Source organism: Bacteroides timonensis, assembly GCF_000513195.1.
Classification (GTDB): Bacteria; Bacteroidota; Bacteroidia; order Bacteroidales; family Bacteroidaceae; genus Bacteroides; species Bacteroides timonensis.
In genome coordinates this window covers 1-13,655 of the sequence record NZ_CBVI010000165.1, presented here as the reverse complement: position 1 = coordinate 13,655, position 13,655 = coordinate 1, and the positions used below count along the sequence as shown (strand labels likewise).

11 protein-coding genes are annotated in these 13,655 nt (G+C 46.7%); 9 read left to right on the top strand and 2 right to left on the bottom strand.

What is annotated here, in order from left to right; translation table 11 throughout:
* Positions 1-56: 56 nt before the first annotated feature.
* Both BN161_RS26375 and BN161_RS26370 read left to right on the top strand, forming a co-directional pair.
* The gene (locus tag BN161_RS26375; RefSeq protein ID WP_044272045.1) at positions 57-677 is read left to right on the top strand and encodes an ABC transporter ATP-binding protein; all 621 of its coding nucleotides are present in this window, start codon (positions 57-59) and stop codon (positions 675-677) included.
* Positions 678-693: 16 nt separating this feature from the next.
* Complete coding sequence (locus BN161_RS26370) at positions 694-1,503, top strand: ABC transporter permease (protein WP_044272003.1); 810 nt, start codon at positions 694-696, stop codon at positions 1,501-1,503.
* On the opposite strand, the gene BN161_RS26365 is transcribed toward BN161_RS26370, so the two are convergent.
* Entirely contained in the window at positions 1,500-1,907 is a 408-nt protein-coding gene (locus tag BN161_RS26365) for a DUF4891 domain-containing protein (RefSeq protein WP_044272001.1), read from the bottom strand. The genes BN161_RS26370 and BN161_RS26365 overlap by 4 nt on opposite strands.
* A gap of 107 nt (positions 1,908-2,014) precedes the next feature.
* Here BN161_RS26365 and BN161_RS26360 point away from each other — a divergent pair, with 107 nt between their 5' ends.
* From BN161_RS26360 to BN161_RS26340, 5 genes are all read left to right on the top strand, one after another.
* Positions 2,015-3,109 (top strand): Nif3-like dinuclear metal center hexameric protein, encoded by a 1,095-nt coding sequence (locus BN161_RS26360; protein WP_044272043.1) that lies wholly within the window; start codon positions 2,015-2,017, stop codon positions 3,107-3,109.
* A gap of 5 nt (positions 3,110-3,114) precedes the next feature.
* Positions 3,115-3,933, top strand: coding sequence for a zinc ribbon domain-containing protein (locus BN161_RS26355; RefSeq protein ID WP_044272000.1), 819 nt, complete (start codon positions 3,115-3,117; stop codon positions 3,931-3,933).
* A 527-nt stretch (positions 3,934-4,460) separates the two neighbouring features.
* Positions 4,461-5,933, top strand: coding sequence for an efflux transporter outer membrane subunit (locus BN161_RS26350; protein WP_044272039.1), 1,473 nt, complete (start codon positions 4,461-4,463; stop codon positions 5,931-5,933).
* Positions 5,934-6,043: 110 nt separating this feature from the next.
* A complete protein-coding gene (locus tag BN161_RS26345) occupies positions 6,044-7,162 on the top strand; it encodes an efflux RND transporter periplasmic adaptor subunit (RefSeq protein WP_044271997.1) in 1,119 nt (372 codons plus the stop codon).
* Positions 7,163-7,191: 29 nt separating this feature from the next.
* Positions 7,192-10,374: an efflux RND transporter permease subunit gene (locus BN161_RS26340; RefSeq protein ID WP_044271995.1), complete on the top strand. Its 3,183-nt coding sequence runs from the start codon at positions 7,192-7,194 to the stop codon at positions 10,372-10,374.
* 131 nt (positions 10,375-10,505) lie between these two features.
* On the opposite strand, the gene BN161_RS26335 is transcribed toward BN161_RS26340, so the two are convergent.
* On the bottom strand, positions 10,506-10,955 hold the full coding sequence (locus BN161_RS26335) for a type I restriction enzyme HsdR N-terminal domain-containing protein (RefSeq protein WP_044271992.1): 450 nt from the start codon (positions 10,953-10,955) through the stop codon (positions 10,506-10,508).
* Positions 10,956-11,069: 114 nt separating this feature from the next.
* Here BN161_RS26335 and BN161_RS26330 point away from each other — a divergent pair, with 114 nt between their 5' ends.
* Together BN161_RS26330 and holA are read left to right on the top strand one after the other, a co-directional pair.
* Positions 11,070-11,846 (top strand): AMP nucleosidase, encoded by a 777-nt coding sequence (locus tag BN161_RS26330; protein ID WP_007214225.1) that lies wholly within the window; start codon positions 11,070-11,072, stop codon positions 11,844-11,846.
* 8 nt (positions 11,847-11,854) lie between these two features.
* Positions 11,855-12,874 (top strand): DNA polymerase III subunit delta, encoded by a 1,020-nt coding sequence (gene holA / locus BN161_RS26325; RefSeq protein ID WP_044271990.1) that lies wholly within the window; start codon positions 11,855-11,857, stop codon positions 12,872-12,874.
* The last annotated feature ends 781 nt before the right edge of the window (positions 12,875-13,655 follow it).

Genomic DNA, 13,655 nt, shown 5'->3' with positions numbered 1-13,655 from the left:
TCCGCCGTTTTCTCAGAATTCCTTTCTATATTTGCTTTCAAATGGAGACCAGGACTATACTTCAAATAGACAACGCATGCATCGCTTTCGGAGCAGATACACTTTTTTCCGGTTTTTGCTTACAACTGCACGAAGGGGAAATCGCCTGCATTTCCGGACAATCGGGGCGGGGAAAAACCTCCTTGCTGAATGCAGTTTTAGGATTTGTACCCCTCAAAACAGGGAGCATCACCGTCAATGGCATTTTACTGGAAAAAGGAACTATCGACCAAATTCGCAGGCAAGTGGCATGGATACCGCAAGAACTGGCGCTTCCATCGGAATGGGTGAAGGAAATGGTGCAACTCCCTTTCAATCTGAAAGCTAACCGGAATACCCCCTTTTCACTGGACAAACTATTTGCCTGCTTCGATGAATTGGGGCTGGAAGAGGAATTGTACGATAAACGTGTAAATGAGATCTCCGGAGGACAACGGCAACGTATCATGATTGCCGTAGCCACCCTGATGCAAAAGCCGCTACTGATTGTGGATGAACCGACTTCCGCACTAGATTCGGACTCTACAGATAAAGTACTTGCTTTCTTCCGGAAACGAATGAGGGAGGGAAGTGCCATCCTCGCCGTCTCTCACGACCAGGGATTTGCGCAAGGATGCAACCAGATGATAACGCTATAACTAAAAGATTAATAAAGTGGGAACTATCGACATATCATATACCAGTTTAGCCATCGGATTGTTGCTGTTGCTCATTCCGCTGTTCTATTTGTGGAAGTTCAGGACAGGGCTATTGTGGGTTACCGTGATTGGTATCGCACGGATGATTGTACAACTTTTCTTTATCGGCATCTACCTGAAATACTTGTTTCTTTGGAATAACCCGTGGATCAACTTTCTGTGGGTGATTATTATGATATTCGTTGCCGCACAAACTGCCCTGGCACGCACCCAGCTGAAACGGAAAATACTGTTTATTCCTATCTCCATCGGCTTTTTATGCAGTGTCGTCTGCATCGGCATGTACTTCATTGCCATCGTATTACGGCTGGAAAATGTGTTCAGTGCCCAGTATTTTATTCCGATATTCGGTATCCTGATGGGAAACATGCTATCCAGCAATGTTGTTGCGCTGAATGCCTATTACAGCGGATTGAAACGTGAACAGCAATTGTATCGCTATCTGCTTGGCAATGGTGCCACAAAGGCAGAAGCACAGGCACCTTTTATCAAACAGGCTATCATAAAGTCCTTTAGTCCGTTAATTGCCAATATTGCCGTTATGGGCCTGGTAGCACTGCCCGGCACAATGATCGGACAAATCCTGGGAGGTAGTAGCCCGAATGTCGCCATCAAATATCAGATGATGATTATGGTGATAACCTTCACGGCATCCATGCTTTCGCTGATGATTACCATCTCGCTGGCATCGCGTAAGTCGTTCGATGCTAACGGAAAACTATTACAGATAATGGTAGAGAAAAAGGAAAAGAAGAAAAACCGTTAGTGCTCTACTTTTTCAGGAGTATAACGCAACTGCACATACTGTACACCGGGTTTTATATAAGCACTGTCCATCAATACTTTCCTTACCCGGAACGTCTCAAGACGGCGATTTATATAACTTTCTATATATCCTTTCTGCGGTTTCACATACGAAAGTACTTTTATACGCCCAGCCAAATGGATATTGACTTTGGCCTTCACCGTACGTACCGCACTCGGTCTCTTTGACGATTGTCCAGGCATTTCCTTATGTTTATCTATCCAAAAGATAGCCGTAGCCTTCGGAGTAGTATCCACAAATTCCTCTTGTACATCCTCTTCGTCACTATCCTGGGATTTGGGCGAGGGTTGGCACGAGAAAAGAATGCATAATAAAGCGAAAAACGAGAAAAGTAATGCTTTCATGGTATAGAGTTTTACAATTATCCGAACAAATATATAAAAAAAGAGTAAAACGAACAGCTATTCAGTGCATTTTTACTATATTTGCACCGAAATTTTCTATTCACATAATGAGAATTAAGGAGATAGTAAGCGCCCTTGAACGGTTCGCGCCTCTGCCATTGCAAGACGGATTTGATAATGCCGGCCTGCAAATCGGATTGACAGAAGCGGAAGCAACAGGGGCTTTGTTGTGTCTTGACGTCACTGAAGCCGTGCTGGACGAGGCGATTGCGTTAGGGTACAATCTTGTCATATCCCATCATCCGCTGATATTCAAAGGATATAAATCCATCACGGGCAGGGACTATGTAGAGCGTTGTATCATGAAAGCAATCAAGAATGATATCGTGATCTACTCAGCACATACCAACCTGGACAATGCTCCGGGAGGTGTGAACTTCAAGATTGCCGAGAAAATAGGATTGAGTAATGTACGTGTGCTGGAAGCCAAAGAGAATGCTTTGGTAAAATTGGTGACTTTTGTACCCACAGCACAGGCGGAAGATGTTCGTAAGGCTTTGTTTGCAGCCGGATGCGGTTGCATAGGAAACTACGACGCATGCAGCTACAATGTAGAAGGAGAGGGAACTTTCCGCGCCCAGGAGGGTAGCCACCCGTTCTGTGGAAGCATCGGAGAGTTGCATACGGAAAAGGAGGTGCGGATAGAAACCGTATTACCTGCCTACAAGAAATCGGAAGTCATCAAAGCTCTACTGAGCGTCCATCCGTATGAGGAACCTGCATTCGACCTCTATCCTTTGCAGAATAGCTGGACACAGGCCGGGGCAGGAGTTATCGGAGAACTGGAAACGCCGGAAACGGAGTTGGAGTTCCTGAAACGTATCAAGAAGACCTTTGAAGTGGGCTGTCTGAAGCATAACAAGCTGACCGGACGTGAAATACAGACCGTAGCACTGTGTGGAGGAGCCGGAGCATTCCTAATGCCGCTTGCCATACGCAACGGTGCAGACGTGTTCATCACCGGAGAAATCAAGTATCACGATTACTTCGGACACGATACGGACATTCTGCTGGCAGAGATAGGACATTACGAAAGCGAACAATATACAAAAGAAATATTCTATACAATAATCTGGGAGTTGTTTCCTAACCTTGCGCTGCAACAGTGCAAAGTGAATACCAACCCCATAAAATATTTATAAGTAAAATGGCTAAAGAAGCAAAAAAAGATCCTCAGGAATTGACCGTGGAGCAGAAGTTAAAAGCCCTGTTCCAGTTGCAGACTATGTTGTCTAAGATTGATGAAATCAAGACTTTAAGAGGTGAACTTCCGCTGGAAGTACAGGACTTGGAAGATGAAATCGCCGGTCTGAGCACTCGTATCGACAGAATTAAGGCAGAAGTAGCCGAACTGAAATCCGCTATCGCTACCAAGAGAGTGGAAATTGAAACTTCAAAAGCTTCTATCGCAAAATACAAGGAACAACAGGAGAATGTACGCAACAACCGTGAGTACGATTTCCTAAGCAAAGAAATCGAATTCCAGACTCTGGAAATGGAGCTTTGCGATAAGAGAATCAAAGAGTTCGCTGCACAGGAACAGGAGAAATCTGCTGAAGCTGCAAAGAGCACAGAAGCGTTGGATGAAAGACAGAAAGACCTGGACGTTAAGAAGAACGAACTGGACGAAATCATCGCTGAAACTAAGCAGGAAGAAGAAAAGCTGAGAGACAAAGCCAAAGAACTTGAAACTAAGATCGAACCGCGCTTGCTTCAGTCTTTCAAGCGTATCCGTAAGAACTCTCGCAACGGATTGGGTATCGTATATGTACAACGTGACGCTTGTGGTGGTTGCTTCAACAAAATCCCGCCCCAGAGACAACTGGATATCCGTTCTCGTAAGAAAATCATCGTTTGCGAATATTGCGGACGTATCATGATTGACCCGGAATTGGCTGGTGTAACCCTCGAACACAAAGAAGAGGTAAAGGAAAAGACAACGAGAAGAAGAAAGACTGCGGAATAATATTCAGCGGTGTATATATAGAAGGACGCCCCTGCAAGCAATAGGATGTTGCATGCAGGGGCGATTTTTTTATATACTTTACCGAAGCCGTTGAATTAAACTCATTATTGTAGGGATATGGATCATCTCTTACTTCACTTTATAAGTACACAGTCGTTTCCTCTCATGAAAATTCTGTTTACCCCAAATGGTAACTTTGTTAACCCCGCACGGTAACTCCATTTACATACCGAGGTAAAGGTCGTTACATACCGAGGTAAAAGCCGTTACAATAGGCGGTAAAGGTCGTTACATCCTTCAGTAAATGCTTTTACATTCTGCGGGGAATGATCGGTAAACACAATCTATTGATTATAAATAAATTAGTAAAATCCTATCAGCAAACTTTAATTCATTTCTTCAATTATAGATCACCCACACCAACCCACATCCATCTGTCAGAACTCCATTATACCTCCCTAATCTTCTCTAAACAAATAGAGTTCCAGGTTGTTATGAACCCTGTATCACAAAAACAACCTAAACCTATGAAGATTAAAGCTTGGGGCAGCGTGCTGCTCTTATCGTGCCTATGTTCTGCCGTCACGGCACAGAATGGCAATCGTTATCTGGAAAAACCGTTGCCCCGAGGCTGGGGGAATACGGTGATTCCGAACTCTAAAACGGTCCCTACTTCCGCAGGAACCGCTAATTCTACCACGACATCCGCAGATGATAACTTATTCAGCGGACAGATATTACCGGTAGACGACCAGTGGTGGAAAGCATTCAATGACCCGGTACTGGATTCGCTTATCAGTGTAGCATCCGGCGAAAATTATTCCGTACTTGCCGCTATAGACCGCATGGAACAGGCACGTGCCAGCCTGCGAATGGAGCGTAGTAATTTTTTCCCTTCTATTTCTTTAAATGGTGGATGGCTCCGCCAGCAAAGCAGTGGCAACACTACCGAATTGCCCCAATCCATCACACATTATTATGATGCGTCGCTCAATGCCAGTTGGGAACTGGATATATTCGGAAGCATCCGGCAACGGGTAAAGGCGCAACGGGAAACATTCCAAGCCAGCCGTGAAGAGTACATCTCTGTACAAATATCCCTATGCGCACAAGTCGCCTCCGCCTACATCAACCTGCGGGAACTGCAACAGGAACTGCAGGTAGTGATGCACAACTGCCGGACGCAGGAAGAAGTGCTTAACATCACCGAAGTACGCTACAACACGGGACTTGTATCGAAACTGGATGTAGCACAGGCTAAATCAGTGTATTTCAGCACAAAAGCATCTGTTCCACAACTGGAATCCGGAATCAGCCAATACATCAACTCGCTGGCTATTCTGCTGGGAACTTATCCGCAGGAAATACGCCCCACATTGGAAAGAATCGGGAAATTGCCCGACTACATGGAACCTGTTGGAGTAGGATTACCCGCCGATTTATTGCTCCGTCGTCCCGATGTGCGCCAGGCCGAAAGACTGGTTAATGCACAAGCCGCACTATTGGGAGCCAGCAAAAGCGACTGGCTGCCACAAGTATTCCTGAAAGGATCTGTAGGATATGCCGCCCGGGACCTGAAAGACCTGACCCGACGGAAAAGCATGACATTTGAAATTGCCCCAACCCTCAGTTGGACACTGTTTAGCGGAACAAAGCTGGTGAATGCTACCAAACAGGCACGTGCGCAGCTGGATGAAGCGGTGCATAACTTCAACGAAACCGTACTTACCGCTGTACAGGAAACGGACAATGCGATGAATAACTACCGGAATTCCATCAAACAGATTGTCGCCCTCCGGGAAGTACGAAATCAGGGACAAGAAACACTGAAACTCTCTCTGGAGCTTTATAAACAGGGACTTAGTCCTTTCCAGAATGTACTGGATGCACTCCGTTCGCTACTGACGTACGAAAACCAGTTGACGCAGGCGGAGGGCAGTTCACTGCTGTATCTGGTGTCATTGTACCAGGCACTGGGAGGAGGATACAGAGAGAAATAAAGAGGTGGGGAATGAGATACGTATCTCATCACCCATGACATCGGTATGTCACCACCCGTGAGATCGGGGTATCATTATAACTAAGAATAATTCCTAAACCATAACCATATATGAAAAATGAAATGTACATCATCCTCACGCTGATTCCGTTGCTGGCGGGATGTGGGGACAAAAAAGAAGCAGCGCGCGGAGCGATGCCCGTTCCGGAGATAAGCGTAGCCAGTCCGGTGGTGAAAGACATCACACTGACTAAAGAGTATCCGGGCTATCTGAGTTCGGAAAAGACCGTCAACCTGGTGGCACGGGTGAACGGGACCCTGCAAACCATCGCCTATGCTCCGGGAAGCAGGGTTCGGAAAGGGCAGGTGTTGTTCGTCATCGAACCCACTATTTACCAGGACAATGTAGAACAGGCGAAAGCGGAACTGAACACCGCCCGAGCCAATCTGGAATATGCCCGGAACAACTATGCCCGTATGCTGGAAGCTGTGAAAAGCGACGCTGTAAGCCAGATACAGGTGTTACAGTCGAAATCGAATGTTGCCACTTCGCAAGCGGCAGTCAGCAATGCCGAAGCTGCGCTGAATACAGCACGCACGAATCTGGGTTACTGCACAGTCCGGGCGCCGTTTGATGGAACTGTCAGCCGGAATCAAGTCGATGTGGGCAGTTATGTAGGGGGAAGTCTGCAGCCTGTCACCCTTGCCACGATCTATAAAGATGACCTGCTATATACATACTTCAATATCACTGATAACCAGTGGCTTGCCATGCTGATGCAACAAGGAACCGCACAACAGAAAGATACACTACCCCGGCAAATCACTGTTAACCTGGGGGAAGACGGCATACAACCGTATCCTGCCACACTCGATTACTTCGCACCCAATGTAGACCTGAGCACCGGAACCCTGAATCTGCGTGCCCGCCTGGACAACCCGAAAGGTTTACTGAAAAGCGGACTTTATGTCAGCATCACCTTGCCATACGGCAAAGAATCGCAGGCAATACTGATACCGGACGCGTCCATCGGGACCGATCAATTGGGAAAGTATGTGTATGTAGTGAACGATTCCGATATGGTGCGCTATCGCCACGTCGAGGTGGGACAGTTGATAGACGACAGTCTGCGGCAAATAACCGGCGGACTCTCGCCACAGGAACGCTACGTCACCCGGGCACTGATGAAAGTGCGGGAAGGGATGAAAGTAAAGCCCATCAGCAAATAACCAATCGTAAATAACTAAATACTAAGCTCATGTTCTCAAAATTCTTCATAAACCGTCCTATCTTTGCTACTGTGCTTGCGCTGCTGATCGTGGTGGCGGGACTGGTCACACTGGGCATACTCCCCATTGCGCAGTATCCGGACATTACGCCGCCTACCGTTCAGGTCAGCGCCGTCTATCCTGGTGCCAATGCGCAGACAGTGGCCCAAACCGTGGGTATACCCATCGAGCAGCAAGTAAACGGAGTGGACGGCATGCTTTATATGTCCTCCAATTCCTCCTCATCGGGTGCCTATTCGCTCACCATTACTTTTGCCGTCGGAACAGATATCGACATGGCAACCGTACAAGTCCAAAACCGTGTCAGCGTGGCACAGGCTTCATTGCCAACCCCGGTAGTGGTACAGGGAGTAACTGTTCAAAAGCAGTCATCGAACATCGTGATGTTCCTCACCATGACTTCCGAAAACAAGGAATATGACGGGCTATACCTCAGCAACTACGCCACCCTGAACCTTGCCGACCAATTGACGCGCGTACCGGGCGTAGGCGCTGTCAATGTGATGGGAGCGGGAGACTACTCCATGCGTATCTGGCTGGACCCGGCAGCACTGCGTATCCGTAATCTTTCGGCAGCCGATGTTTACCAGGCCATTCAATCACAAAATGTAGAAGTCAGTGCCGGAACCGTGGGACAACCCCTGCCGGGAAATCCGGCTCCGGGTAACGCCAACATTGGCAATGTCTCTTCCGGCAACGATGCCCCTGCCTATCAATACAGTCTGACGGTGAAAGGGCGACTTTCATCTCCCGAAGAGTTCGGCAATATCATCTTGCGAACAGAAGCGGGCGGGAGAGTGCTTCGCCTCCGTGATGTGGCTCACATCGACCTTGGCTCCGCATCCTATAGCGTTGTATCCCGGCTGAACGGCCAACCTACCGCCGCCATCGCCATCTATCAGCAACCGGGTTCCAATTCGCTGGATGTATCCAAAGGCGTAAAAGAGAAGATGCAAGAACTGTCAGAATCGTTCCCCAGCGGCATCCATTACAGTGTAACCCTGGATACAACGGACGTCATCCACGCTTCAGTAGACGAAGTGCTGGTAACTTTCCTGGAAACAACCCTGCTTGTGGTGCTCGTCATCTTTCTTTTCCTGCAGAACTGGCGGGCGGTTATCATTCCGTGTATCACCATTCCCGTATCACTCATCGGTACTCTGGCAGTGATGGCGCTCTTCGGATTCTCCATCAATACACTGACACTGTTCGGATTAATACTTGCCGTGGCCATTGTGGTGGATGACGCCATTGTGGTAGTGGAAAACTCCACGCGTTTGCTTGATACGGGGCAGTACAGTGCCCGGCAGGCGGTCATTCAGGCAATGGGAGAGATCACCGGTCCGATTGTGGGCGTAGTGCTGGTGTTGCTTGCCGTATTTATTCCGACAATGCTCGTCAGCGGTATCTCCGGACAACTTTATAAGCAGTTTGCGCTGACTATTGCTGCCAGCACCGTATTGAGTGGTTTCAACTCGCTGACACTGACTCCGGCATTGTGTGCCTTGATATTACAGCCCACGAAACCTGCACAGTCGCCACTTTTCCGGGGCTTCAACTTTGTGTACGACAAGACACAAGGGATATATGATAAAACCGTGGGTTGGTTGCTCCGACGTCCTGCTGCTGCACTGTTGTCTTATGCCGGGTTTACGGCACTCGCTGTGATCCTGTTTATGAAGTGGCCCAGCACCTTTATTCCCGAAGAAGATGACGGGTATTTCCTTGCCGTGGTGCAATTGCCGCCTGCTTCAAGTCTGGAACGTACAGAAGCTGTCGGACGTGAGATCAATGAAATCCTCAACAGCTATCCCGAAGTGAAAAATTATATCGGCATATCCGGCTTCTCTGTTATGGGAGGCGGAGAACAGAGTAATTCCGGCACCTATTTCGTTATCTTGAAGAACTGGGACGAGCGGAAAGGAAAGGAACATACGGCTCAGTCTGTAGTAAATCGTTTCAATGCACAGGCGTATGGAATTCAGGAAGCAGAAGTTTTTGCCATGGTGCCCCCTGCCATTCCCGGACTCGGTGCTACGGGCGGTCTACAGCTACAAGTGGAAGATCGTAATAACCTCGGTGCCACAGAAATGCAACATGCCGTAGAGACGCTGATGGCAACCTATCACACCAAACCTGCATTGGCATCCGTCAGCAGTCAGTACCAAGCTAATGTACCCCAGTATTTCCTGAACATAGACCGGGATAAAGTACAATTGATGGGTATTCCGCTGAACAGTGTCTTTACTTCCTTAGGTTACTACATGGGAGCTGCTTATGTGAACGATTTCGTTGAGTTCGGCCGCATCTATCAGGTAAAGCTCGGTGCACGGGATCGTGCCCAACGGATCATTGACGATGTACTGAAGCTGAGTGTACAGAATGCATCGGGAGAGATGGTACCATTTTCAGCCTTTATGCGGGTGGAGGAACAGTTAGGAATGGACCAAATCAACCGTTACAATATGTATTCCACTGCCTCCGTCACTTGCAACGTAGCCCCGGGAAGCAGTTCCGGGGAGGCGATACAGCAAATGGAGACACTCTTTAAGGAGCAACTGGGCGATGAATTTGGTTATGAGTGGACGTCAGTAGCTTATCAGGAAACGCAGGCGGGCACAACGACAACCGTTGTGTTTGTAATGGCGTTACTCGTTGCCTTCCTGGTACTTGCAGCACAGTACGAGAGTTGGACGAGCCCGGTAGCTGCGGTCATCGGGCTTCCGGTAGCATTGTTGGGAGCGATGATTGGCTGTCTCATCATGGGAACAGCTGTCAGCATCTATACACAAATCGGTATTATCCTGCTTGTGGCACTGTCGGCAAAGAATGGTATTCTGATTGTAGAGTTCGCCCGCGATTTCCGTGCACAAGGCAATTCCATTCGTGATGCGGCATTCCAGGCAGGGCATATCCGTTTGCGGCCTATCCTGATGACATCCCTGGCATTTGTATTCGGTGTGATGCCATTGCTGTTTGCTACGGGTGCAGGAGCGGAAAGCCGTATTGCACTGGGAGCGGCTGTTGTGTTTGGTATGGCACTGAATACATTGCTTGCCACAGTCTATATCCCAAATTTCTATGAGTTGATGCAGAAGATACAGGAAAAATTGGGAAAGAAGCAGATAGAAGAAAAGACTGAGAAGGTTTAGACCTGATTAGGTTCATTGATTTAGATCCTGATTAGTCTCATTGAAAAGGGCTACACCTACTCGTGGTCGGAAAATCGGTCATAGAAGCCGATTTTCCGACCACGAGTAGGTGTAGCCCTTTTTAGTGGATATTATAACATCTGATAATCAGGAATATCTGGAAGAAAAGTATAGCTATTCCGCTCGTAATCCATCCTGCAGCAATAGTGTTGCATTCCATTACTTACTACAAGGTAATCTACTTTCAGCACCATATTGTAGCGCGTAATCTGATCGAACACCGCTTGCGTAATCTCTATGTCCGGCGCTTTATACTCCACAATCATCCGTGCCGTGAGGTCACGACGGTAAAGCACTGTGTCACAACGTTTCTTCGTTCCGTTGAGCTGTACCTGTACCTCGTTCGCCATCAATGTCTGCGGATATCCTTTATGGTTCAGCAAAAAATGTACGAAATGCTGGCGTACCCATTCTTCGGGCGTCAGTGCTACATATCGGCGGCGTATCACGTCGAAAATAGCAGGTTTCCCTTCACGGTTCACGACTTTAGCATCAAATACAGGTAAGTTTAACGATAACATATTGATATGTGATAAGTGATTAACAAATTTCCGAATTCTACTTTTTTATTGTACTTTTGTGAGTTAAATAATCGCTCCCTGAAAGTATTTAGGGAACAAATTTAATGAAATCTTATGAAAACAAAGCAAGAAATCGTAGCTAACTGGCTGCCTCGTTACACAAAACGTAAGCTTGAGGACTTTGGAGAGTATATTCTGTTGACTAACTTCAACAAGTATGTGGATATTTTTGCGGAGAAGTTCAATGTACCCGTTCTTGGTAAAGACGCTAATATGACGTCTGCTTCAGCAGAAGGCATGACCATTATCAACTTTGGTATGGGAAGCCCTAACGCTGCAATTATCATGGATTTACTAAGTGCTATACAGCCCAAAGCCTGCCTGTTCCTGGGCAAGTGCGGTGGTATCGATAAGAAAAACAGAATAGGGGATCTCATCCTTCCTATCGCCGCCATCCGTGGCGAAGGAACTTCCAATGACTACTTCCCGCCCGAAGTACCAGCGTTACCGGCATTTATGTTGCAACGTGCCGTTTCTTCATCCATCCGCGACCATGCCCGCGACTATTGGACAGGTACCGTATACACTACCAACCGCCGCATTTGGGAGCATGACGAAGAATTCAAGGAATATCTGAAGAAAACCCGTGCCATGGCCGTTGATATGGAAACAGCGACTCTCTTCAGTTGCGGTTTTGCCAATCACATCCCTACCGGAGCCATCTTACTGGTTTCTGACCAGCCAATGATTCCTGAAGGAGTAAAAACCGATAAAAGCGATAATCTGGTTACCCAAAATTACGTAACCGAGCACGTTGAAATCGGCATCGCATCCCTGCGTATGATTATCGACGAGAAGAAGACCGTAAAACATCTGAAATTCGACTGGTAAAAACGAATATGGCAAAACAGGAAATCACGTGTGATGACATCTTAAAGGAACTGAGAGCGAAGCAATACCGTCCCGTCTATTATCTCATGGGCGAGGAACCCTATTACATCGACCTCATTGCCGACTACATAACAGACAATATTCTGACCGAAACGGAAAAGGAGTTCAACCTGACCGTTGTCTACGGGGCAGATGTGGATATAGCTACTGTTATTAATGCCGCCAAGCGTTATCCGATGATGTCCGAGCATCAGGTGGTGGTAGTAAAGGAAGCGCAGAATATCCGTAATATGGAGGAACTTTCTTATTACCTCCAAAAACCGCTGCTTTCTACCATATTAGTAATATGCCATAAACATGGCGTACTGGATCGAAGAAAGAAGCTGGCTGCCGAAATCGAAAAGACTGGTGTCCTGTTTGAATCTAAAAAAGTGAAGGATGCGCAACTGCCTGCATTCATCACTTCTTATATGAAACGCAAAGGTATCGACGTGGAACCTAAAGCCACTGCCATGCTGGCCGATTTCGTTGGTGCCGACCTCAGTCGCCTCACGGGAGAGCTGGAAAAACTGATCATTACACTTCCAAAAGGTCATACACGCATTACCCCCGAACAGATAGAAAAGAACATTGGTATCAGCAAGGACTATAATAACTTCGAATTACGTAGTGCCCTCGTTGAAAAGGATGTCCTTAAAGCTAATAAGATAATAAAATATTTTGAAGAAAATCCGAAGACAAATCCAATTCAAATGACTTTATCTTTACTTTTTGGATTCTTTTCTAACTTGATGTTGGCCTATTATGCCCCTGAAAAATCGGAGCAAGGCATAGCCAACATGTTGGGACTACGCACCCCCTGGCAGGCCAAAGACTATCTCGCAGCTATGCGCCGATATAATGGAGTAAAGACCATGCAAATTATCGGAGAAATACGATATGCAGATGCAAAATCTAAAGGAGTGGGAAATCCATCTTTAAGTGACGGGGATATTCTTCGCGAACTGGTCTTCAAGATTCTGCATTAACAGCTTTGTCTTCTATACACTCTTCATTAAGTAACGCTTTAAAAATAAGTTGGTACAAAAATGATAATTTAGCGGATTTTCATTTTTCACCCGCAGATGACGCGGATAACGCAGATTTCTTTTTTACCTTTCAAACGGGTGCATTAAACATAGCGTAGCCTTTAAAATCTGTGTTATCCGCGTCATCTGCGGATGAAAAATCACTTGCACGCCGAAAGGAACCAATGGTCAGCGAAGCTAAATCTTACTCCAGCACTACGCCGCTAATTATCATTTTTGTTTTTTTTATATTTTGCCTACATCCTACACCGGTGCATGTTTTCTTTTGATTATTAGGCGTATAGCGGGTATAGGAAGGGGTGTAGGAAGGTGTAGGCAAAATTTATCCTACACCACAAATGAAGCCTCAATGTGCATATTTTGCCCTATAACTTTCTTATTTTCAGTTTATTCAATCATTTTATGCGAATCTCGCGCAATTATGCATTAGTGCCCCTTTTTGCACACAAAAGGAGGCCTTTTAACTCTTTTTCTCTCAAAAAGACCGTCAAACAACCATAATTTCGTTTATAACATGCGGGTATAATGGAGAAAGCCTCAGTTGCTAATCATGATTTGCCCCTTTCTTTTTCCCCTTTTGCCTTAAGGAAAATGTCATTATGCTACCGGTAAGACTTCGTTTTTCAATTGGAGGCTATCTGTCCCGCAGTTGCGGGCTATACAGCCCCCAATTGGAAATCGTTTGTCCCGCAATTGGGGGACGAAGCTTTGTTACTGGCAA

Bases quoted from the DNA above. Each gene is read 5' to 3' on its own strand.
- BN161_RS26365 (WP_044272001.1), bottom strand. From the start codon at position 1,907: ATGAAAGCATTACTTTTCTCGTTTTTCGCTTTATTATGCATTCTTTTC.
- BN161_RS26360 (WP_044272043.1), top strand. From the start codon at position 2,015: ATGAGAATTAAGGAGATAGTAAGCGCCCTTGAACGGTTCGCGCCTCTG.
- BN161_RS26355 (WP_044272000.1), top strand. From the start codon at position 3,115: ATGGCTAAAGAAGCAAAAAAAGATCCTCAGGAATTGACCGTGGAGCAG.
- BN161_RS26350 (WP_044272039.1), top strand. From the start codon at position 4,461: ATGAAGATTAAAGCTTGGGGCAGCGTGCTGCTCTTATCGTGCCTATGT.
- BN161_RS26345 (WP_044271997.1), top strand. From the start codon at position 6,044: ATGAAAAATGAAATGTACATCATCCTCACGCTGATTCCGTTGCTGGCG.
- BN161_RS26340 (WP_044271995.1), top strand. From the start codon at position 7,192: ATGTTCTCAAAATTCTTCATAAACCGTCCTATCTTTGCTACTGTGCTT.
- BN161_RS26335 (WP_044271992.1), bottom strand. From the start codon at position 10,955: ATGTTATCGTTAAACTTACCTGTATTTGATGCTAAAGTCGTGAACCGT.
- BN161_RS26330 (WP_007214225.1), top strand. From the start codon at position 11,070: ATGAAAACAAAGCAAGAAATCGTAGCTAACTGGCTGCCTCGTTACACA.
- holA (WP_044271990.1), top strand. From the start codon at position 11,855: ATGGCAAAACAGGAAATCACGTGTGATGACATCTTAAAGGAACTGAGA.